General features: G+C 69.2%; 20 protein-coding genes. 11 read left to right on the top strand and 9 right to left on the bottom strand.

Annotated elements, in window-relative coordinates:
• The first annotated feature begins 189 nt into the window (after positions 1 to 189).
• Genes K7G59_RS13495 through K7G59_RS13485 form a run of 3 tightly spaced genes read left to right on the top strand, consistent with a single transcriptional unit; the run spans position 190 to position 4,064 of the window.
• Positions 190 to 2,544: an RNA degradosome polyphosphate kinase gene (locus K7G59_RS13495; RefSeq protein WP_374114224.1), complete on the top strand. Its 2,355-nt coding sequence runs from the start codon at positions 190 to 192 to the stop codon at positions 2,542 to 2,544.
• Positions 2,525 to 3,631 (top strand): CHAD domain-containing protein, encoded by a 1,107-nt coding sequence (locus K7G59_RS13490; protein ID WP_225833876.1) that lies wholly within the window; start codon positions 2,525 to 2,527, stop codon positions 3,629 to 3,631. Before K7G59_RS13495 ends, K7G59_RS13490 begins: the two co-directional genes overlap by 20 nt.
• A 19-nt stretch (positions 3,632 to 3,650) precedes the next feature.
• Complete coding sequence (locus tag K7G59_RS13485; protein ID WP_225833874.1) at positions 3,651 to 4,064, top strand: NUDIX hydrolase; 414 nt, start codon at positions 3,651 to 3,653, stop codon at positions 4,062 to 4,064.
• A 10-nt stretch (positions 4,065 to 4,074) separates the two neighbouring features.
• On the opposite strand, the gene K7G59_RS13480 is transcribed toward K7G59_RS13485, so the two are convergent.
• Positions 4,075 to 4,248 carry a hypothetical protein gene (locus tag K7G59_RS13480; protein WP_225833872.1) on the bottom strand — a complete coding sequence of 58 codons (174 nt, stop codon included), beginning with the start codon at positions 4,246 to 4,248 and terminating at the stop codon, positions 4,075 to 4,077.
• Positions 4,249 to 4,402: 154 nt separating this feature from the next.
• Between K7G59_RS13480 and K7G59_RS13475 the strand changes: the two genes are divergently transcribed.
• Positions 4,403 to 5,311, top strand: a complete 909-nt coding sequence (locus tag K7G59_RS13475) for a hypothetical protein (RefSeq protein WP_225833870.1) — start codon at positions 4,403 to 4,405, stop codon at positions 5,309 to 5,311.
• Between the two features lie 100 nt (positions 5,312 to 5,411).
• Complete coding sequence (locus tag K7G59_RS13470) at positions 5,412 to 5,573, top strand: hypothetical protein (protein WP_225834255.1); 162 nt, start codon at positions 5,412 to 5,414, stop codon at positions 5,571 to 5,573.
• A 9-nt stretch (positions 5,574 to 5,582) separates the two neighbouring features.
• Here K7G59_RS13470 and K7G59_RS13465 read toward each other — a convergent pair whose 3' ends face one another.
• Positions 5,583 to 5,891, bottom strand: coding sequence for a metal-sensitive transcriptional regulator (locus K7G59_RS13465; protein WP_225833868.1), 309 nt, complete (start codon positions 5,889 to 5,891; stop codon positions 5,583 to 5,585).
• A 206-nt stretch (positions 5,892 to 6,097) separates the two neighbouring features.
• On the opposite strand from K7G59_RS13465, the gene K7G59_RS13460 reads away from it, so the two are divergent.
• Positions 6,098 to 6,718, top strand: a complete 621-nt coding sequence (locus K7G59_RS13460) for a DUF47 domain-containing protein (protein ID WP_225833866.1) — start codon at positions 6,098 to 6,100, stop codon at positions 6,716 to 6,718.
• A 7-nt stretch (positions 6,719 to 6,725) separates the two neighbouring features.
• Entirely contained in the window at positions 6,726 to 7,724 is a 999-nt protein-coding gene (locus tag K7G59_RS13455; RefSeq protein WP_225833864.1) for an inorganic phosphate transporter, read from the top strand.
• A 189-nt stretch (positions 7,725 to 7,913) separates the two neighbouring features.
• Here K7G59_RS13455 and pstB read toward each other — a convergent pair whose 3' ends face one another.
• The 4 genes from pstB to pstS form a co-directional block, all read right to left on the bottom strand.
• Complete coding sequence (gene pstB / locus K7G59_RS13450; RefSeq protein ID WP_225833862.1) at positions 7,914 to 8,690, bottom strand: phosphate ABC transporter ATP-binding protein PstB; 777 nt, start codon at positions 8,688 to 8,690, stop codon at positions 7,914 to 7,916.
• Between the two features lie 41 nt (positions 8,691 to 8,731).
• On the bottom strand, positions 8,732 to 9,796 hold the full coding sequence (pstA, locus tag K7G59_RS13445; protein ID WP_225833860.1) for a phosphate ABC transporter permease PstA: 1,065 nt from the start codon (positions 9,794 to 9,796) through the stop codon (positions 8,732 to 8,734).
• The gene (gene pstC, locus K7G59_RS13440) at positions 9,793 to 10,794 is read right to left on the bottom strand and encodes a phosphate ABC transporter permease subunit PstC (protein WP_225833858.1); all 1,002 of its coding nucleotides are present in this window, start codon (positions 10,792 to 10,794) and stop codon (positions 9,793 to 9,795) included. Before pstC ends, pstA begins: the two co-directional genes overlap by 4 nt.
• 124 nt (positions 10,795 to 10,918) lie before the next feature.
• The gene (gene pstS, locus K7G59_RS13435) at positions 10,919 to 12,049 is read right to left on the bottom strand and encodes a phosphate ABC transporter substrate-binding protein PstS (RefSeq protein WP_225833856.1); all 1,131 of its coding nucleotides are present in this window, start codon (positions 12,047 to 12,049) and stop codon (positions 10,919 to 10,921) included.
• 353 nt (positions 12,050 to 12,402) lie between these two features.
• Between pstS and K7G59_RS13430 the strand changes: the two genes are divergently transcribed.
• Positions 12,403 to 13,977: an FAD-binding oxidoreductase gene (locus tag K7G59_RS13430; RefSeq protein WP_225833854.1), complete on the top strand. Its 1,575-nt coding sequence runs from the start codon at positions 12,403 to 12,405 to the stop codon at positions 13,975 to 13,977.
• A gap of 43 nt (positions 13,978 to 14,020) precedes the next feature.
• Here K7G59_RS13430 and K7G59_RS13425 read toward each other — a convergent pair whose 3' ends face one another.
• Together K7G59_RS13425 and K7G59_RS13420 are read right to left on the bottom strand one after the other, a co-directional pair.
• Positions 14,021 to 14,725: a phosphatase PAP2 family protein gene (locus tag K7G59_RS13425; protein WP_225833852.1), complete on the bottom strand. Its 705-nt coding sequence runs from the start codon at positions 14,723 to 14,725 to the stop codon at positions 14,021 to 14,023.
• Positions 14,726 to 14,909: 184 nt separating this feature from the next.
• The gene (locus tag K7G59_RS13420) at positions 14,910 to 15,917 is read right to left on the bottom strand and encodes a bifunctional lytic transglycosylase/C40 family peptidase (RefSeq protein ID WP_225833850.1); all 1,008 of its coding nucleotides are present in this window, start codon (positions 15,915 to 15,917) and stop codon (positions 14,910 to 14,912) included.
• Between the two features lie 173 nt (positions 15,918 to 16,090).
• Between K7G59_RS13420 and K7G59_RS13415 the strand changes: the two genes are divergently transcribed.
• Genes K7G59_RS13415 through K7G59_RS13405 form a run of 3 tightly spaced genes read left to right on the top strand, consistent with a single transcriptional unit; the run spans position 16,091 to position 19,417 of the window.
• A complete protein-coding gene (locus tag K7G59_RS13415) occupies positions 16,091 to 16,588 on the top strand; it encodes a hypothetical protein (RefSeq protein ID WP_225833848.1) in 498 nt (165 codons plus the stop codon).
• A 13-nt stretch (positions 16,589 to 16,601) separates the two neighbouring features.
• Positions 16,602 to 18,833, top strand: coding sequence for a hypothetical protein (locus K7G59_RS13410; protein ID WP_225833846.1), 2,232 nt, complete (start codon positions 16,602 to 16,604; stop codon positions 18,831 to 18,833).
• Positions 18,834 to 18,856: 23 nt separating this feature from the next.
• Entirely contained in the window at positions 18,857 to 19,417 is a 561-nt protein-coding gene (locus K7G59_RS13405) for a hypothetical protein (protein WP_225833844.1), read from the top strand.
• Between the two features lie 43 nt (positions 19,418 to 19,460).
• Here the strand turns inward: K7G59_RS13405 and K7G59_RS13400 are convergent, their stop codons facing one another.
• Positions 19,461 to 20,231: a serine protease gene (locus K7G59_RS13400; RefSeq protein ID WP_225833842.1), complete on the bottom strand. Its 771-nt coding sequence runs from the start codon at positions 20,229 to 20,231 to the stop codon at positions 19,461 to 19,463.
• Between the last annotated feature and the right edge of the window lie 268 nt (positions 20,232 to 20,499).

Below are 20,499 nucleotides of genomic sequence, written 5' to 3'. Positions count from 1 at the left end.
GGCACCGGACCGCGCGGGAGAGACGGTCACCCACCCCGGCCGACACACACGCGGCGTCCGCCCGCACACCCACGGTCACCGCCCGGCCCCCGGCGCACGCACCGCGGTGCGCCCGGGAGCCGCCCCTCGCTAGCCGGGACGTCATGTCGCCGTAACCATTGATTCAGCCGGGCTTGCGACGCTCGGCCAATGACGCCCGCCGTGCCAGAGCCTTCGCCGCCCCCCGAGGGGCCCGCGGGAAGCGGGGCGATGACGCTCCCACCCGCACGTTCCGACGCGCCCGTCACGCCGTGGGCGCGGAACAATGGGTCTATGAGCCAGTCAGACACCCAGGCCGAGGTACAGCACGTCCAGCCCTCCGTGGGCTCCATCGCCGCGCACCGCCCGCACACGGTGGCCGCCGCGGTCTCCGACCTGGAACCCGACATCGACGCGGACCTCGACGCCTACGAGGACTCCGACGCCGAGGGGGCGCCCCTGCCCCAGGGCCGGTTCCTCGACCGGGAACGCAGCTGGCTCGCCTTCAACGAGCGCGTCCTGGAGCTGGCCGAGGACCCGAACACGCCCCTGCTGGAGCGCGCCAACTTCCTGGCGATCTTCGCCAGCAACCTGGACGAGTTCTTCATGGTCCGGGTGGCCGGTCTGAAGCGCCGCATCGCGACCGGGGTCGCCACCCGTTCGGCCTCCGGTCTGCAGCCCCGCGAGGTCCTGGAGATGATCTGGGCCCGCTCGCGCGAGCTGATGGCCCGGCACGCCGCCTGCTACCACGAGGACGTCGCTCCCGCACTCGCGGAGGAGGGCATCCACCTGGTCCGCTGGAACGAGCTGACCGAGAAGGAGCAGGCCCGCCTCTTCACGCTCTTCCGGCACCAGATCTTCCCGGTCCTCACCCCGCTGGCCGTGGACCCCGCGCACCCCTTCCCGTACATCTCCGGCCTGTCCCTGAACCTGGCCGTGGTCGTACGCAACCCGGTGAGCGGCCACAAGCACTTCGCCCGCGTGAAGGTGCCGCCGCTGCTGTCCCGGTTCCTGGAGGCCGCGCCCGGCCGGTACGTCCCGCTGGAGGACGTCATAGCCGCGCACCTGGAGGAACTGTTCCCGGGCATGGAGGTGGTGGAGCACCACGCCTTCCGCCTGACCAGGAACGAGGACCTGGAGGTCGAGGAGGACGACGCGGAGAACCTGCTCCAGGCCCTGGAGAAGGAACTCATGCGGCGCCGCTTCGGGCCGCCGGTGCGCCTGGAGGTCGAGGAGTCCATCGACCGCGAGGTGCTCGACCTGCTGGTGCGCGAGCTGAAGATCTCCGAGGCCGAGGTGTACCCGCTGCCGGGTCCCCTGGACCTCACCGGTCTCTTCCGTATCGCCGGCATCGACCGCCTGGAGCTGAAGTACCCGAAGTACGTCGCGGGCACCCACCGCGACCTCGCCGAGGTCGAGTCGGCCTCCGCGCCCGACATCTTCGCGGCGCTGCGCAGCCGGGACGTCCTGCTGCACCACCCGTACGACTCCTTCTCGACGTCCGTGCAGGCCTTCATCGAGCAGGCGGCCGAGGACCCGGACGTCCTCGCGATCAAGCAGACCCTGTACCGGACCTCCGGCGACTCCCCGATCGTCAACGCGCTCATCGACGCCGCCGAGGCCGGCAAGCAGGTCCTCGTGCTGGTCGAGATCAAGGCCCGCTTCGACGAGCACGCCAACATCAAGTGGGCGAAGCGCCTGGAGGAGGCCGGCTGCCACGTCGTGTACGGCCTGGTCGGTCTGAAGACGCACTGCAAGCTGTCCCTGGTGGTACGCCAGGAGGGTGAGACGCTGCGGCGCTACAGCCACGTCGGCACCGGCAACTACCACCCGAAGACGGCGCGTCTGTACGAGGACCTGGGCCTGCTCACCGCCGACCCGCAGGTCGGCGCGGACCTCTCGGACCTCTTCAACCGCCTGTCCGGCTACTCCCGCCGGGAGACGTACCGCCGGCTCCTGGTCGCCCCCAAGTCGCTGCGGGACGGGCTGGTCTCGCGGATCCACAAGGAGATCAGGAACCACCGCGCGGGCCGCCCGGCGTTCGTCCGCATCAAGGTCAACTCGATCGTCGACGAGGCGATCATCGACGCCTGCTACCGGGCGTCCCAGGCGGGCGTGCCGGTCGACATCTGGGTGCGGGGCATCTGCGCCGTCCGTCCGGGCGTCGCGGGCCTGTCGGAGAACGTCCGGGTCCGCTCGATCCTCGGCCGCTTCCTCGAGCACTCCCGGGTCTTCGCCTTCGGCAACGGCGGCGAACCCGAGGTGTGGATCGGCAGCGCCGACATGATGCACCGCAACCTCGACCGCCGGATAGAGGCCCTGGTCCGGGTCGTCGACCCCGGCCACCGGGCGGCCCTGAACCGGCTGCTCGACACCGGCATGTCCGACTCCACCGCCTCCTGGCACCTCGGCCCCGACGGCGAGTGGACCCGGCACGCGACCGACGCGGACGGACAGCCCCTGCGCAACGTTCAGGAGATGCTCATAGACGCCCGGAGGCGCCGGCGTGGCAATGCAACACCTTGACCCGACGGACCCCGCGGCCGGGACGGTCAGGGGGGACGCCCTCTCAGGCTATCTACGCGCGCAGGCCACGGAGTTCCTGCGCGCGCTGCGCCTGCACCGGGAGTCCGGCGGCAGTACGGCCGGCAACGCCGGGGGGGCCGTCGACGCCGCCAGGGCACTGCGCCGCTCGGCCCGCCGCATCAGCGGCAGCCTCCACACCTTCCGCCCCCTGCTGGACCCCGACTGGTCCGAGGAGATGCGCCCCGAACTGGCTTGGCTGTCCGGCACACTGGGCCTCGAACACGCCTACGAGGCCCGCCTGGAACGCCTCCTGCAGGCCCTGCACAGGCTGTCGGGCGCGACGGTGTTCCCGACACAGGCGGCGCTGACGAACAAAGCCGTGGGCAGGCGAGCCGGCCCGGGCGTGGAGGAAGCACCGTCCAGCCCCGGCGGACCGGCCCGCCCGGCGGCGGGCACAGAGCGCGGCAACCTCACCGTGGGCGCGGCCAAGGCGGGGGCGCTGCTCGAACGGCAGCTCACCCTCGCCCGGACCCGTGCCCACTCCACGGCGCTCCAGGCCATCGGCTCCTCCCGCTTCCACGCCGTCGCCGACAAGGTCGCCGTACTCGCCAGCGAGGTGCCCCTGACCCCGGCCGCCGCCACCACGGACCTGGGCCCGCTGGCCGCCGCGGCGAAGGAACGCCTCACGGACGCCGTCGGCAGCCTGCCGCTGGTCACCGCCGGCCACCCCTACAACGCCGAGGCCCTGATCCACGGCCTGTCCCCGGACCTCACCCCGCACCCCCAGGACGGCCCCTGGCACCAGGTCCGGCTGCTGCTGCGCCTGCACCGGTACGCCCGCGAGGCGATGCACGAGGGCGACGCCCCCGCGGACGTAAGGCTCCTGACGGCCGGCCAGGCGCTGAACCAGCACCGGGACGCCTCGGAGGCGGCAGCGGCGGCGGCCCAGGCGGCCCGTACGCCGCGCATCGCCCCGGCGACGGCGTACGCGCTCGGCGTGCTCCACGCCGACCAGCGGCACGAGGTGGAGGCGGCCCGGTTCGCCTTCCAGCAGGCATGGCTGGGGCAGACGGTCGGCGCACCCTGAACCCTCCCGAGGAGGCGGCGTGAACGACACCTTGGTCCGGGCGGCGGGCTGCGTGCTGTGGCGCCGCTCGCCGGTCCCGGGCGACCTCGAGGTCTGCCTGGTCCACCGGCCCAAGTACGACGACTGGTCCCACCCGAAGGGCAAGCTGAAGCGGGGCGAGGACGCGCTCGCGGGCGCCCTGCGAGAGGTGGTGGAGGAGACCGGCTGCACGGCCGTCCCCGGCACCGAGCTGCCGACTGTGCGCTATCTGGCCAACGGCCGCCCGAAGCAGGTGCGTTACTGGGCGGCAGAGGCTGTTTCCGGCCACTTCACGCCGAACTCGGAGGTCGACCGCGTGCTGTGGCTCTCCCCCGCCGCGGCCCGCTGCCGGCTGACCCAGCCCCGGGACCGGGAGCTGGTGGACGCGCTGGTCCGCAGCCTCGCACCCGGATGAGCGCGGCACCTCATACGGCCGCGGTGTGATCCGCGGCGTCCGTCCTGGCCTGGCTGCGGGCCCGGCGGGCCGGGCCGCGCCAGCCGCATGTGCAGTGGGCCACGCAGAAGCGGCCCTGTTCGCTCGTCGTCGTGAGGTGTACCTGCCCCTGCCGGGCCCTGTCCGGCCCGTCCTGCTGCGCCACCCGGGCAACGTTACCGACTCCGCCGTCGAACGGCGTACGGCCCTCCCACGGGCTTCGTCACCCCCGGTTCCGACCGCGCGTGACGGCGCTCCCTACCCGTCGTTAACCGGATCGAAGGGGGCCCACGGACGTACCGGCTGGGAGTAGGCAGGCGATGGATCGGCGGCAGCACAGGCGCGCGGGCAGGACCGTCGTCGCGGTGGGGATCATGGGGATCACAGCAGGGCTCGGCGCGGCTGTCACGGGCTGCTCCGGCAGCGGGGCCGCCGCCGAGGGCGTGAACGGGCCCGTCGGCGATCCGGTCACCGTGCTGCACGGGGCCGCCGACACCCTGCGCGACGCGGGCAGTTCCAAGGTCAGCACGTCGATGGAGATGGCCACGGGCGGCACCCGGGTCACCATCCGCGGCAGGGGTGTCTACGACTACCGGCGCCGGCTCGGGCACCTCACGGTCGTGCTGCCCGAGGACCCGACGGGCGCCTCGCAGCACCGGCCCATCACCGAACTCCTCACACCGGGCGCCCTGTTCATGAAGAACCGGGGCGCCGGGGTGCCCGCCGACAAATGGGTGCGGGTGGAGACGGCCGCCCTGTCCGACGGCAACCTGGTGACCGGCGGCGCGACCGACCCGTCCACGGCGGCCGAAGTGCTGCGCGGGACGCGCACGGCGACGTACCTCGGCACGACCGAGGTAGGCGGCACCGGGGTACGGCACTACCGGGGGACCGCGGACCTCTCCGTCGCGGCCCGCGGCGCGCCGGCGGACGTGCGGGCGTGCCTCGAGGCGGCGGCCAGAGGATTCGCCACGGCCCAGGTGCCGTTCGACGCCTACCTCGACGACCAGGGCCGCGTCCGCAAGCTCAGGCAGCGCTTCAGCTTCGTCAACGGCCGCCAGAAGACGCCCGTGGCGGTCGCCTCGACCACGCTGCTGTACGGCTTCGGCGCCCCCGTGGACGTACTCCTGCCGCGCTCCAGGGACATCTACGCGGGCTGGATCGCCGAGGACGACGATCAAGGCGGGGACAAGGGCGCAGACAAGGGCCGGAGGGAGGGCGGAAACTAGTCAGTGCCGCCACCCCCGACTAGCCCGTCCGTGCCATGCGCGGGGTCCGGACCGCTGCCTACTCTAGGGAGTCGGTGACGGCGGGGAAGAGGTGAGGCACGTGGCTCCGGCAGGCGGTACGGCGGTCCAGGACCACGTGGCTCTCGCCGAGATAGAGCTGTGCGGAGAGCTGATCATCGCGGCCTCGGCCGCCGAGGACCGGCTCAGCCTGGAAAGCATCGACGAGGTCCTGCGGGTCGCCGAGGAGCGCGAGTCCCGCTGAGGACCGGGTTCAGGTGCGCAGCATGCGGGCGATCGCCTTCGTCGCCTCGTCCACCTTCGCGTCGATCTCGTCACCGCCCTTGAGGGCCGCGTCCGCCACGCAGTGCCGCAGGTGCTCCTCGAGCAGCTGCAGGGCGAACGACTGCAGGGCCTTGGTGGAGGCCGAGACCTGGGTGAGTATGTCGATGCAGTAGGTGTCCTCGTCGACCATGCGCTGCAGGCCGCGGATCTGCCCCTCGATCCGGCGCAGCCGCTTGAGGTGCTCGTCCTTCTGCTTGTGGTAACCGTGCGTGGTCGCGTGGGCCTCGGTCGCCGTCATCACGGGCCTCCCTGTTGTCCGGACGAGCCTGCATATACCCCAGGCGGGTATATGATAGCGAACTTTGCTGGGTATGAGGCCCTTGGTCCGCCCCCGTGCCGATCCGGGTGCCCGATGGGCGACACTGGGGGACGGCCCGATAGCCGTGGCCGGATGATGCGCCTAGCATCAGCCTGACCGAAACCGATGCACCCCGAGGACCCCTTGTGCGCTTTCGTCTGACCCCCAGGGAGACGAGCTTCTACGACATGTTCGCCGCCTCCGCGGACAACATCGTCACCGGCTCGAAACTCCTGATGGAACTGCTCGGGGCGGACGCCTCCGCCCGGGCCGAGATCGCAGAGCGTATGCGGGCCGCGGAACACGCAGGTGACGACGCCACGCATGCGATCTTCCACCAACTGAACTCCTCGTTCATCACGCCCTTCGACCGCGAGGACATCTACTCCCTCGCGTCGTCCCTCGACGACATCATGGACTTCATGGAAGAGGCCGTCGACCTTGTCGTCCTCTACAACATCGAGGAACTGCCCAAGGGCATAGAGCAGCAGATCGAGGTTCTGGCGCGGGCGGCCGAGCTGACCGCGGAGGCCATGCCGCACCTGCGCACGATGGACAACCTCACCGAGTACTGGATCGAGGTCAACCGGCTGGAGAACCAGGCGGACCAGATCCACCGCAAGCTGCTGGCCCACCTCTTCAACGGCAAGTACGACGCGATCGAGGTGCTGAAGCTCAAGCAGATCGTGGACGTCCTGGAAGAGGCGGCGGACGCGTTCGAGCACGTGGCGAACACGGTGGAGACCATCGCCGTCAAGGAGTCCTGAGGCGTCGATGGACACCTTCGCCCTCGTCGCGACCATTCTGGTCGCGCTCTTCTTCACGTACACGAACGGATTCCACGACTCCGCGAACGCGATCGCCACATCGGTGTCGACGCGCGCGCTGACCCCGCGCGCCGCCCTCGCGATGGCCGCCGTGATGAACCTCGCCGGTGCCTTCCTGGGCTCCGGGGTCGCCAAGACCGTCAGCGAGGGCCTGATCGAGACACCCTCGGGCTCGCACGGCATGGGCATCCTCTTCGCGGCCCTGGTCGGCGCGATCGTCTGGAACCTGGTCACCTGGTACTTCGGCCTGCCCTCCTCGTCCTCCCACGCGCTGTTCGGCGGCCTGGTGGGCGCGGCCCTGGCAGGCGGTACGGCCGTGCACTGGAACGGCGTGCTGAACAAGATCATCATTCCGATGATCCTGTCCCCCGTGGTCGGTCTCCTCGTCGGTTACCTGGTCATGACGGCGATCATGTGGATCTTCCGGCGGGCCAACCCGCACAAGGCCAAGCGGGGCTTCCGCATCGCCCAGACCGTCTCGGCGGCCGGCATGGCCCTCGGCCACGGTCTGCAGGACGCCCAGAAGACCATGGGTGTCGTGGTGATGGCCCTGGTGATCTCCGGCCACTCGACCTTCGGCGCCCCGATCCCGGTGTGGGTGAAGATCGTCTCCGCGGTGATGCTGTCGCTCGGCACCTACGCGGGCGGCTGGCGGATCATGCGCACGCTGGGCCGCAAGATCATCGAGCTGGACCCGCCGCAGGGCTTCGCCGCGGAGGCCACGGGCGCCTCGATCATGTTCGGTACGGCGTACCTGTTCAAGGCGCCGATCTCCACCACCCATGTCATCACCTCGGCGATCATGGGCGTGGGCGCCACGAAGCGGCTCAACGCCGTGCGCTGGGGCGTGGCCAAGAACATCGTGCTCGGCTGGTTCATCACGATGCCCGCCGCGGCACTGGTCGCCGCGCTGGCCTTCGAGGTGGTGAACCTGACCGCGCTGTAGGGCCGGGGCCGGGGGGCTCCCGCGCCCCCCGGCCCCGGCCCGTGCCGGACCACCGCCACCCGGGACCACGCGGTGACGGGCACCGGCCAAAAGCAGCGGGCCCGCCCCCGGAGATCCGGGGGCGGGCCTTTTTTGCGTCCTCGCGGTGGCACCGCCATGCAGCACCGCGAGGCGTTCAGGGGCTGCGGATCAGCCGAAGCGGCCCGAGATGTAGTCCTCGGTGGCCTGGACCGACGGGTTGGAGAAGATGCGCTCCGTGTCGTCGATCTCGATCAGCCGGCCGGGCTGGCCGACGGCGGCGAGGTTGAAGAACGCCGTGCGGTCCGAGACACGGGCCGCCTGCTGCATGTTGTGCGTCACGATGACGATCGTGAAGCGCTCCTTCAGCTCACCGATCAGGTCCTCGATGGCGAGGGTGGAGATCGGGTCCAGGGCCGAGCAGGGCTCGTCCATGAGCAGGACCTTCGGTTCCACCGCGATCGCCCGCGCGATGCACAGACGCTGCTGCTGACCACCGGAGAGGCCCGAGCCGGGCTTGTTCAGACGGTCCTTGACCTCGTTCCAGAGGTTCGCGCCCTTGAGCGACCGCTCGACGATGTCGTTCAGCTCGCTCTTGCGGTAGTTGCCGTTCAGGCGCAGGCCCGCCGCCACGTTGTCGAAGATCGACATCGTGGGGAACGGGTTCGGGCGCTGGAACACCATGCCGACCTCGCGGCGCACCGACACCGGGTCGACGCCCGCGCCGTAGAGGTCCTCGTCGTCGAGGAGCACCTTGCCCTCGACCCGGCCGCCCGGGGTGACCTCGTGCATGCGGTTGAGGGTGCGCAGGAACGTCGACTTGCCGCAGCCGGAGGGGCCGATGAACGCCGTCACCGAACGCGGCTCGACGGTCATCGAGATGTCCTCGATCGCCTTGTGGGAGCCGTAGTAGGCGGTCAGTCCGCTTACGTCGATTCGCTTGGCCATTACTGCTTCACTTCCAAAGTCTTCAGTCGCCGAGGCCGCGGTCAGCGACCGGTCTTCGGGGCCTTCCAGCGCGCGATCGCGCGGGCACCCAGGTTGAGGATCATCACGAAGGCGATCAGCGTGAGCGATGCCGCCCAGGCCCTGTCGTACGCCGCACCGGAGCCCGCGCTGTTCGCGAACTGGTTGTAGATGTACAGCGGCAGCGACGCCTGGGCCCCGTGGAAGGGGTCGTTGTTGATGAACGGGTTGCCGAACACCAGCAGCAGCACCGGCGCGGTCTCGCCCGCGATACGGGCGACGGCCAGCATGACGCCGGTGGTGATGCCGCCGATGGAGGTCGGCAGGACCACCTTCAGGATGGTGCGCCACTTCGGCACGCCCAGCGCCAGGGACGCCTCGCGCAGCTCGTTCGGGACGAGCTTGAGCATCTCCTCGGTGGAGCGGACCACGACCGGCATCATCAGGATGGCCAGGGCGAGGGAGCCGGCGAAGCCGGAGGGCCCCAGCTTCATGATGAGCACCAGGCTGAGGATGAACAGACCGGCGACGATCGACGGGATGCCGGTCATCACGTCGACGAAGAAGGTGACCGCCTTGGCGAGCGTGCCCCGCCCGTACTCCACGAGGTAGATCGCGGTGAGGATGCCGATCGGGGCGCCGATCGCGGTGGCGAGGCCCACCTGCTCCAGGCTGCCGATGATGGCGGCGTACACGCCACCGCCCGGCTCGGTGTCGGCGACGACACCCATGGAGTGGCTCAGGAAGTAGGGGTCCAGGACCTTCACACCGCGCGCGACGGTCACCCAGATCAGGGAGACCAGCGGCACCACGGCGACCAGGAAGGCGACCCAGACGAGGCTGGTCGCGACGCGGTCCTTGGCCTGGCGGCGGCCCTCGACGCGCGCGGCGAGCACATACGTGCCGAGGACGAACAGGACCGCGGCGATCAGACCCCACTGGATCTTGCTGTGCAGGCCGGCGGCGAAGGAGATGCCGAGGCCCAGGGCGAGGGAGCCCCCGGCGATCGCCCACGGCGACCACCTGGGCAGGCTGGCGCCGCGCAGGGTGCTGGGCTGCTTGTCGGTGATGACGGCTGCGTGGCTCATGCGTTGGCCCCCGAGTACTCCGCGCGGCGGGCGATGATCAGCCGGGCCGCGCCGTTGACCACCAGCGTGATGACGAACAGGACCAGACCGGACGCGATCAGCGCGTCCCGGCCGAACTCCGTCGCCTCGCTGAACTTGCTGGCGATGTTCTGGGCGAAGGTGCCGCCACCCGGGTTGAGCAGGCTGGCGTGCACGAGGAAGTCGGGGGAGAGGACCGTGGCGACGGCCATGGTCTCGCCGAGGGCGCGGCCCAGGCCGAGCATCGAGGCGGAGATCACGCCGGAGCGGCCGAAGGGCAGCACGGCCATGCGGATGACCTCCCAGCGCGTGGCGCCGAGGGCCAGGGCCGCCTCCTCATGCATCTGCGGGACCTGGCGGAAGACCTCACGGCTCACGTTGGTGATGATCGGCAGGATCATGATCGCGAGCAGGATGCCGACGGTGAGCATCGAACGCGGGGCGCCCTCGTCCCAGGAGAACAGGCCGGTCCAGCCGAGGTAGTCGTTGAGCCAGCCGTAGAGGCCGTTCATGTGCGGCACGAGCACGAGCGCGCCCCACAGGCCGTACACGATGGACGGCACGGCGGCCAGCAGGTCGATCACGTACGCGACGGGGCCGGCCAGCCGGCGCGGTGCGTAGTGCGTGACGAACAGCGCGATGGCGACCGCGACCGGGACCGCCAGGACCATGGCGATGACCGAGGAGACGATCGTGCCGAAGGCCAGCACCGCGATACCGAAGCTCGGCGGGACCAGGCCGGTGTTCCACTCGAAGGTGGTCAGGAAGTTGCCGTGGTCCTTGCTGATCGCCAGGGAGGCACGGTAGGTGAGGAAGACCGCGATCGCGGCCATGATCAGCAACAGCAGAATGCCCGCGCCGCGGGAGAGACCGAGGAAGATGCGGTCACCGGGCCGGGTGGCGCCGCGGGCCAGGCTCGACTGCTCGGCCGCGGGCTGGTGAAGGGGTGGAGATGCGTCAGTTGTCTTCGATATGTCCATCGGGTTCTCCGGTCTGCTGAGCCATGCGCCCCTGTGGGGGCCACGACTCGTGGCGGCGGTGCACCGGACGGTGCGGCCCGGTCACGGGGAGGCCGTGGGACCGGGCCGCACTTTCGGGATCAGGTCAGCTCAGGCCCTCGATGGTGGTGCGGACCTTGGCGTTGATCTCGGCCGGGACGGGGGCGTAGTCGATGCCGGAGAGCATCTTCTGGCCGTCCTCGGAGGCGATGTAGCGCAGGAACGCCTTGGTGGCGGGCAGGGTGTCCGCCTTGTTGCCCTTGTCGCAGACGATCTCGTAGGTGACCAGGGTGATCGGGTAGGCACCCTCGGCCTTGGTGTTGTAGTCCAGCTTCAGCGACAGGTCCTTGCCGGTGCCGACGACCTTCGCGGCGGCGATGTCGGCGGTGGCGCTCTCGGTGCTGGGGGCGACCGGCTTGCTGGCACCGGTCTTGAGGGAGACGGCCTTCATGCCGTCCTTGACGTAGGACAGCTCGAAGTAGCCGATGGCGCCGGAGGTCTGCTTGACCTGCTGGGCCACACCCGCGGACTGCGGAGCGGACTGACCGCCCTTGGCCTGCCAGGCCTTGCCGCCGGAGTACTTCCAGTTGTCCGGGGTGGTGGCGATCAGGTACTTGGTGAAGTTGTCCGTGGTGCCGGACTCGTCCGAGCGGTGGAACGCCTGGATCTTGAGGTCGGGCAGCTTGACGCCCGGGTTCAGCTTGGCGATCGCGCTGTCGTTCCACTTGGTGATCTTGCTGTCGAAGATCTTGGCGATCGTCGGCGCGTCCAGGACGAGGCTGTCGACACCCGGGACGTTGTAGCCGAGGGCGATCGGGCCGCCGACCATCGGCAGGTCGATGCCCTGGCCGCCGTTGCAGACCTTCTTGGAGGCCGCGACCTCTTCGGGCTTCAGCGGGGAGTCGGAACCGGCGAAGGCGACCTGACCCTGGGTGAACGCGGTCACACCGGCGCCGGAGCCGCCACCCTTGTAGTTGATCTGCACCTTGCAGGCGGTGGAGAACTGCTTCACCCAGGCGTCGATGGCGTTCTTCTGCGCGGAGGAGCCGTCTGCGAGCAGCTGACCCTTGGCGTCGTCGCACTTGACCGAGCTGGCGGTGGCCGGGGCAGCCGACTTGCCGCCGCCGTTGCTGTCGCCGTTGTCGTCGGAGCCGCACGCCGTCAGAGCCAGGGCGCCGGTGACGGCGACAGCACCGAGGGAAAGGGCGCGCAGCCGGTTCTTGCGCTGAAGCATCACTTTCGGGAGTTCCTTCCAGGAGCCGCCGCTGTCGGCGGCGCGCGAAGTCGTCGGGGTGCTGAGCGCATCTACGACCGCACTCCGCACCGGGTAAGGCCGAAATTAGGCAGAAGAGGTGAAGCCGCCGAAGGCCGTAAATGAACGGCGGGTGAACCCCTGCCATCGACCCGGTTAGGTCACGGAATGCTTACGGGGAGAGCACGTGCAGGTTCCGACGACCGGGCTGTCTGGTGGGGTATCGGCTGGTAGCGGCGAACGGGGCGGACAGGTATTCGACCTCGTTGGCCCGACCGGGGGAACCCTTGTGCGCAGGACGCCGTCTCGTTCCACGACAGCTTGGAAAGGCGGCGGACATGGAACGGCGTACGTTCATCTCGGGCGGCGCAGCCGCACTGGCGGCGACCACGCTGACCGCGTGCAGCGCGGGTGGCGGCCCGTCCGCCGACCGCTCGGCGCACGTGACGTCGCCCTCCCGCACGTCATCCTCGCGTACGTCGCTGAAGACCACCAGCGCAAGCGCTCCCGCCGACTGGGCCGCCCTCGCCCGCGACCTCGACGGCCCCCTGGTCCGCCCCGGCGACACCGCCTGGAAGACGGCCCACCAGCTGTACAACACCCGCTTCGACGGACTGAAGCCCTCCGCCGTCGCCTATGTCGCCCACACGGACGACATCCGTACGACCCTGGCCTACGCCCGCGCCCACGGCTTGAAGGTGTCGATACGCAACGGCGGACACTCCTACGCCGGTTACTCCTCCGGCGACAACCGACTGATCCTCGACGTGTCCGAACTGAACCGGATCCGGGTGAGCGGCGGGCAGGCGGTCGTCGGCGCCGGCTCGAAGCTGATCGACGTCTACCGGGCGCTGGCCGCGAAGGGCGTGACCATACCCGCGGGCTCGTGCCCCACCGTCGGCGTCTCCGGCCTCGTACTGGGCGGCGGCCACGGCGTCGTCTCCCGCGCGTACGGCCTGACCTGCGACAGCCTCACCCAGGCGACGCTGATCACGGCGGACGGCAGGCAGGTGACCGCTGACGCGAGGAACCACTCCGACCTCTTCTGGGCGCTGCGCGGCGCGGGCAACGGCAACTTCGGCGTCGTCACCGAGCTGGTCTTCCGCACGCACCCGGCGCCCCAGGCGGTGACCGCATACCTGACCTGGCCGTGGGCGAAGGCGGCGGCGGTACTGAAGGCCTGGCAGGAATGGGGGCCGACCCAGCCGGACGAGATCTGGTCCTCCCTGCACCTGGCCGCCACGCCCGGCCGCACACCCACGGTCTCCGTGGCCTGCTTCTCCCTCGGCACCTACGGCGAACTCCAGAACGCCGTGGACCGCCTCGCCCACCAGGCCGGCGCGAACGCCTCCTCCGTCTCCCTGCACCGCCGGGGCTACGAGGAGGCGATGGAGATCTACGCCGGCTGCTCCTCCTTCTCCACCGCCGCCCAGTGCCATCTGCCGGGCTCCACCCCCGGCCGTTCCCCGCAGGGCGCGCTGGGCCGGGAGACGTACGCGGCCCGCTCGGACTTCTTCGACCGCTCCCTGTCCGCGGCGGGCATCCAGACCGTGCTGAAGCAGATCGCCGCCGTCCGGGGCGGCGCGGGCAGCGTCGCGTTCACGGCCCTGGGCGGAGCGGTCAACCGGGTCGGCCCCACGGCGACGGCCTTCGTCCACCGCCGCTCGCGGATGCTCGCGCAGTACATCGCGTCCTGGGGAGCGGGCGCCTCGGGCGGTACGGCCCAGTCCTGGCTGACGTCGGCACGCGACGCGATGAGGCCGTACGCCTCCGGCGCGGCGTACCAGAACTACACGGACCCGACGCTGACGAACTGGCGGAAGGCGTACTACGGGGACGCGGTGAACCGGCTCGGCCAGGTGAAGAAGCGGTACGACCCGGAGAGGTTCTTCTCTTACCCGCAAGGCCTGTGAGAAGGGCACGGAGGAGCAGGACGCGGCGGCTCGGCCGGAACGCTCACGCCGCCAGGTCCCGCTCCTCGGACTCCACAGGGCGGCGCGCACCGGGCAGCAGCGCATTGTCGCCCGGCCCGCGGGCCGGGCGGCGCCGGACGATCCAGCCCGCCCGCCGCGAGCGCTCGACCGCCTTCATCAGCGGGGTGAGCAGGGCCATCGCGGCCGGCGACAGCAGCAGGGCCACCGCCGTGCCCAGGGCGAAACCGCCGATGACGTCGGTCGGGTAGTGGACGCCCATGTACACGCGGCAGAAGCCCTCCAGCAGGGCGAGGGCGATCCCGGCCACTCCGAAGCGGCGGTTGGCGACGAACAGGCCGACCCCCAGCGCCATGGTGATCGTCGCGTGGTCGCTGACGAAGGAGAAGTCGTTCTTGCCGGAGACCAGGACGTCCAGGCCCTGGTGGTCGACGAAGGGCCGGGGCCGTTCCACGAAGCCCCGGATGGGAATGTTGACCAGCACGGCGATACCGGCCGCGAGGGGCGCCCACACCAGGGAGGCGACCGAGGAGGCCGCGTCCTCCCCGCCCCGGCGCCGCAACGACCACCAGCACCACAGCACCAGCAGCACCATGGCGAGGAGCAGGCCGTACTCACCGACGAACTCCATGGCCCGGTCGAACCAGTGCGGTGCGTCCTTGGCCAAGCCGTTGATGTCGTAGAGCAGTTCGACGTCGGGGTTCGATCCGGATTCGGCGAGTACAGCCATCGCGCTGCGGCCCCTTCGTCGGTTTTCCGGACGCACCTCGTGTGCGTGGTGGCTCAGTCGTCAACAGGAACGCACGACTCCCCCTCATACGTTCCACATTCCACGGAATGATCACTCAGACGTTATCGAAGAGAGACTCATCGCCCCAGCTCAGGGGTGGGATTCACAGACGGTGCACGCCCCTTCAGACCTTCGTGGGCAGCGCTTTTGCGCCATCTTCGGTGACCCGGGTGGCACCGAAGTAGTCCGGGGTGTCGATCGGGTCGAACCGGATCACGGCTCCGGTGCGGGGCGCGTCGATCATGTACCCGCCACCCACGTAGATACCCACGTGATGGATGGCCCGCGAGTCACTGAGGTCGTTCGAGAAGAAGACGAGGTCGCCGGGGAGCAGTTGGTCCCGGGAGGGGTGCGGGCCGGCGTTGTACTGGTCGTTGGCGACACGCGGCAGGCTGATGCCCACCTTCTCGTACGCGGCCTTGGTCAGCCCCGAACAGTCGAAGCGTCCACCCTGGTCAGCGCTGCCGTCACCGCCCCACAGGTAGGGCGTGCCGAGCTTGCTCTGGGCGAAGGCGATGGCACCGGCCGCCTGCCGGGTGGGGTCGATCCGGCTGACCGGCGCCGCGAAGCTCTGCTCCAGGCTGCGGATCCGCTGGACGTAGTTCCGCGTCTCGCGGATGGCGGGGACCCCGCCCGCCCTTATGACGCGGTAGGCACCGGCGTTGTAGGCGGCGAGCATGTTGTCGGAGACGTTCCCTGGAACGTCCTTGACGTACTTCGCGAGTTCGCAGTCGTACGAGGCGGCCGACGGAATCGCGTCATTCGGATCCCAGATGTCGCGCTTGCCGTCGCCGTTGCCGTCGATGCCGTGGGTGGCCCAGGTGCCCGGGATGAACTGGGCGATGCCGCGGGCGTCGGCGGGACTGACGACGGTGGGGTTCCAGCCGCTCTCCTGGTACAGCTGGGCGGCGAGCAGGGCCGGGCTCAGCGCGGGGCACAGATTGCCCCACCGCTGCACCAGTTGCTTGTAGGCGGCGGGCACGGCTCCCTTGGCCAGCCCGCGGCTGCCCGCGCCGACCCCGCCGGCGAGATTGCCGGAGACCACGTACACCCCGACGACCAGCAGCATGACGAAGCTCAGCCCGGCGCCCGCGACAGCGCCCACGACGACCCACGTCTTACGCACCGTCAACCGCCCCTCGCCGCCGGTCAGTCCGCCGACAGCAGTGTATGAGCCGACGCCGCCACGTACACGCCAACCTCACACAAACCGGCCCATGTCCGCCACGGCATGCCCTTACCATTGGCGATCGCAACCGCAGACCCGAGCGACACCAGCAGCCGGTACGGGGGAGGCGCCCTTCAATGGCATGGGACGAATGGGAACAGCTCAAGGCCGACGCCGCGGATCGACACCCGGCGAGAATGCAGCTCAACCACCTGCCCGACCCGGGTACCGGTGGCACCAGCGCCTACGGTGACCTCAAGGTCAGCGACGCCGACCTGGCGCAGATCGGCAAAGAGGCGCACTCGCTCTACGACCAGCTGCAGCACAAGGCCCGGGTGGCGCAGTCGAGCAGCGAATCGGCCGCGGGCGACCTCGCCGGACAGGGGTTCCTGCTCGGCAAGGGCCTGAAACACGTGGCCCGGCGCTGGGACGAGCAACTGACCTCGTTACTGGACGCGTGCGGTCAGATCTCCAACCACATGCACGTCACCAAGCGGATCCACGCCGGCGACGACGGTTACATCGGGCGCGCGATGAGCAGCATCGACACCCTGGACGCCGGGTTCGACGAGCGCGTGGGAGCGCCGGGCAAGAAGAACCCGGTGTACTACGGCCACCCGAAGAAGAAGCACTGAGGGAGGCCGCCGCGTGAAGTTCGAAGACCTCTACCACGCCAACTTCAAGCTGCTCGACGACGCCGTCGACGACTGGGGCCTGCTCGTCCGCAACCTGACGGAAATGCAGAAACAGGCGCACGACGGGCTGCACGGCAAGGCGGTCAAGGCCGACTGGCACGGCGTGAACTCCACCGTCTCCAAGGAGTTCATCGGCAAGACGGCCGGCGAGTTCGACGACGCCGCCAAGGAGGCGACGTCGATCCACAACATCCTCCGGGACACCAGGGACGAGCTGAAGAGCTACAAGAACCAGTTACACACGGCCGTCGAGAACGGCCGCAAGAAGAACCTCACGGTCATCCCGTCGGGCGACGGCGGCTTCATCGTCACCATGGCCGTCCACCCGGACCGGGCCGCGCACGGCACCGAGGTCCCCGACCACACCGTCGCGGAGGAGACCTCCCTGCGCGACGAGGTGCAGAAGATCCTCGGCAACGCGGCACAGAGCGACAGCACCGCCTCCGACGTCCTCATGGCGCTCGTGGACGAGAGCGAGTACGGCTTCTCCGGCGCGGTCTACAAGAACCGCGACCAGGCAGCGAAGGCGGTGAAGGAAGCCGACGAACTGGCGAAACTGGCGCGGAAGGACCCGTCGAAACTCACCGCCGCGGACTTCGACAAGATCAACGCCGGCTTGGCGAAGTACCACGACGACCCCCTGTTCGCCGAGGAGTTCACCGAACGTCTGGGCGCCAAGGGCACGACGAAGTTCTGGCTCGGCCTCAACGACGGACCCATCGCCTACGACCGCGGCTACAAATACGCCGAGCTGCAGAAGAACCTGAGCCTGACCCTGGCCACCGCCAGCCAGTCGGACAGCGCGGGCATGTCGGAGTGGAAACACCAGGTCATCACCCTCGGCAACAAGCCGGTCGGCCACAACGGCGGCGTGATCGGCTTCCAGGTGATGAGCAACCTGATGCGCAACGGCGACTTCGACGACAGGTTCATGACCGACTACGGCCGCGCGCTGATGAAGACCGAGCGGTTCTACACGGACGACGGCCGGTACACCGCCTGGCAGGCGAGCACCGGCCCCCAGCTCAACTACGAGGGCTCCGACGGCGGATGGGACCCCCTCACCGGATACCTGAAGGGCCTGTCCCACAATCCCACGGCGGCCACGGACTTCTTCAACGACGACTTCATCCCGAAGGACGGCGACCACAAGAAGGCCGTCTCCAACTTCGAGTACCTCTTCGAGAAGCGCCACTGGCCGATGGACACCTACGACACCCATGGCGTCCACAGCATCGCCGGCCAGAACTACCTGGCCCAGGCCCTGGAGGCAGCGACCACCGGCCACCCGGCCGGAGAGATGCCCACGGTCGACACACCGGCGCACACGAGCGGACAGACGAAGCTGTTCCAGGAGATCGTCTCCAGCGTGGCGGACAAGCCGGAGCTGCTCACGGACAGGCGATACATGTCGGACAGCATGGGCCAGATCGCTTCCGAGTATCTGCCCGACATCGATCGAAGCATCAGCACCGTGCCGCACGTCGACAAGCTGTATCCGATCGAAGGAGCCGCAGCCCGGCTGGATCCCGGGGAAGCGAACAAGTTCCTGTTCGCGGTGGGCCAGAGCCCTGACGGCTACGCCGCGGTAGAGGTTGGCCAGAAGGCGTACATGTCGGAGCTGATGCAGTACCACCTGAACCCGGATCTGCCTGCCGACCGGCGCTTCACCGACGATCACAAACTTCTCGTCCAGACCGTCTCGACGCAGGGTGGCGAGGTCTCGGGAGTGCTCAGCTTGGGCCGTATGGAGGCCATCGCCAGCTGGGCGAAGGGCAAGGACGACGCCTTCGACCACGCCGTCAGCCAGTACCAGAACCTGATCTCCGGCACAGTCGGCACCGTCGTCGGCGTGGGCACGTCCGGCATGGCGACCCCCTGGGCCGGGGCGCTTCTCGGCGGATTCGCCAGCACCGGGACGAGCATGGCGATGACAGAAATGTTCCAAGACGTCCAAGGCAATGCTGCCAATGATGCCCAGGATGCGGAGGCAGACGTATGGCAGCACGGCTTAAAAGGTAACGCCACGTACACCCAGCGAGCGGCAGAGCTCGCGGCCAAGCGCTACCACCTAAATGCGTCGGATCTCACAGCCTACGCGAATAACGCAGCGAATCAAGGATACAAAAACGCCTGGGTCGATATTCACGGTGGAAGTCCGGGCAGCGCCGGCGATATCCCGTGAGGGAAATTGAACCAGGAGGTCACATGACTACCCGACAGTCCCGCGCAAGCCATCATGCCATGTCCGCGATTGCCGCCATCGCGCTTCTCGCCACCCTCTCAGCGTGCAGCAAAGGCGGACAAGAACGTCAATACTCAGTCCCCAATTCCTTGTGCGGAACACCCGTCGACGCCAAGGAGCTGGCCCCGTTCATGCCTCCCGGCAGAAAGGTCAGCGTCGAGCAGGAAGTCGATTATGGGTTCACCAGAACCTGCCGAGTATCCGTCGATTCCAAGCGAGTAATGGAAACCACCGACTCATGGTGGGAAGCAGGCAAGGACACGGCAGACTTCATGAGGGGACAGACCGTGGACGCGGTCGACCACGAGGCTGACAACGGGAGATACCTGTATTCAGGGAATGAAGCTTTCGCGAAGACACACCATTGTGCGAGCAAGCAGCTCATGGGTAATGAACTGTTCACCGCTATCCAGATGCGGGGATCAAGCCATAAAGACACGCAGGCAATGAAGCGGCTGATCGTCAACTACACCAAGGCCATCGAAAAGACGGACACCTGCAAGGACGGAAAGCCGTTCGCGTAGGAAGCGCGGCTCCCCCGACCTGTTCTGGCCTCGCCGCTCCAGATCAGAAGTCGCTGACGGCGTCCCTGTACAGCTCGGCGGCCTCGCGGCCCAGCACCACGCTGTAGGAGATGTCCGCGGTGGTGCCCCCCGCGTCATGGCCGCCGAGCACGCCCACCACCTGCCCGTCGCCGTTGACCCACGGGCTGCCGCTGGTGCCGCTGGTGAAGCGGGGGCAGTCGATGCGCTGCTGGGTGCTGCTGTGCCGGGTCGGCTTGTTGGTGCATCTGATGGGGGCCTCGCGGGAGTCGGGGTAGCCGGTGACGGTCACCGCGGTGGCGCCGGTGGCCACGCCCGTGGCGAACCGGTTGGCCCCGACCACGTCCTCGATCCGCCTGCCGTCCAGGTCCTCGACGACGGCGAACGCGATGTCACTGTCCTCGTCCTGCTCCTTGGCCCACCCGTCGGGCATGTACCGCCTCGTCACCTTCCACACCCCGTACGGCGCCCGCCCGTCCCGGTAACCCGGCACGAACACCAGGTCGCCGTCGGCGCCGCCCGCGCAGTGCGCGGCCGTGACGATGAGATCTCCCTGCGGGCTGTGCACCACCGAGGCCGTGCAGAAATGTCCCCCGGCCAGGCTGCCGGCCCGGTCCGCGCCGAACAGCGCACCGACCCGCACGCTCTGCCGGGTCGCGACCGCGTCGGCGGTGACTCCGAGGGGCCCCGGCCCGTCATCGGCGGCAGCCACGGACGCCGAGGTCAGGGCAAGCATCACCACGGCGCCGAGCAGGGCGGGGCGCGAGGTGATCGAGATGCGTGAGATGCGCTTCATCAGGCCTCACTCTCTCCCACGAAGGTGAGAAATCCGACCCGACTGCATTGAGATTTTCCTGTGACGCCTCCCTGTGACCGCGGAGCCTCTCCGTACCGGGGCACGTCGCCGGTAGCAACGTCACCGCGCAACGGCTCGGGGAACGGCACCGCAGAGTTTTCAGCCCACGATCTACGCCCGGATCCCTGGCGCACCGCCGGTCTTCCCGGCGGTCTGAGGCAGGCTCCCGGGCCACGGGCACGGGCCGTGGCAGGTGCCGGACGACACG

The sequence above is a fragment of the Streptomyces sp. NK08204 genome (genome assembly GCF_020400585.1).
Lineage (GTDB): Bacteria > Actinomycetota > Actinomycetes > Streptomycetales > Streptomycetaceae > Streptomyces.
The sequence above is the reverse complement of the archived record's forward strand: the minus strand, read 5'-3'. Positions and strand labels throughout refer to the sequence as shown.

Bases quoted from the DNA above. Each gene is read 5' to 3' on its own strand.
- K7G59_RS13495 (WP_374114224.1), top strand. From the start codon at position 190: ATGACGCCCGCCGTGCCAGAGCCTTCGCCGCCCCCCGAGGGGCCCGCG.
- K7G59_RS13425 (WP_225833852.1), bottom strand. From the start codon at position 14,725: ATGGCTGTACTCGCCGAATCCGGATCGAACCCCGACGTCGAACTGCTC.
- pstA (WP_225833860.1), bottom strand. From the start codon at position 9,796: ATGAGCCACGCAGCCGTCATCACCGACAAGCAGCCCAGCACCCTGCGC.
- K7G59_RS13405 (WP_225833844.1), top strand. From the start codon at position 18,857: ATGACTACCCGACAGTCCCGCGCAAGCCATCATGCCATGTCCGCGATT.
- K7G59_RS13465 (WP_225833868.1), bottom strand. From the start codon at position 5,891: ATGACGGCGACCGAGGCCCACGCGACCACGCACGGTTACCACAAGCAG.
- K7G59_RS13455 (WP_225833864.1), top strand. From the start codon at position 6,726: ATGGACACCTTCGCCCTCGTCGCGACCATTCTGGTCGCGCTCTTCTTC.
- K7G59_RS13430 (WP_225833854.1), top strand. From the start codon at position 12,403: ATGGAACGGCGTACGTTCATCTCGGGCGGCGCAGCCGCACTGGCGGCG.
- pstC (WP_225833858.1), bottom strand. From the start codon at position 10,794: ATGGACATATCGAAGACAACTGACGCATCTCCACCCCTTCACCAGCCC.
- K7G59_RS13400 (WP_225833842.1), bottom strand. From the start codon at position 20,231: ATGAAGCGCATCTCACGCATCTCGATCACCTCGCGCCCCGCCCTGCTC.
- pstB (WP_225833862.1), bottom strand. From the start codon at position 8,690: ATGGCCAAGCGAATCGACGTAAGCGGACTGACCGCCTACTACGGCTCC.
- K7G59_RS13415 (WP_225833848.1), top strand. From the start codon at position 16,091: ATGGCATGGGACGAATGGGAACAGCTCAAGGCCGACGCCGCGGATCGA.
- K7G59_RS13475 (WP_225833870.1), top strand. From the start codon at position 4,403: ATGGATCGGCGGCAGCACAGGCGCGCGGGCAGGACCGTCGTCGCGGTG.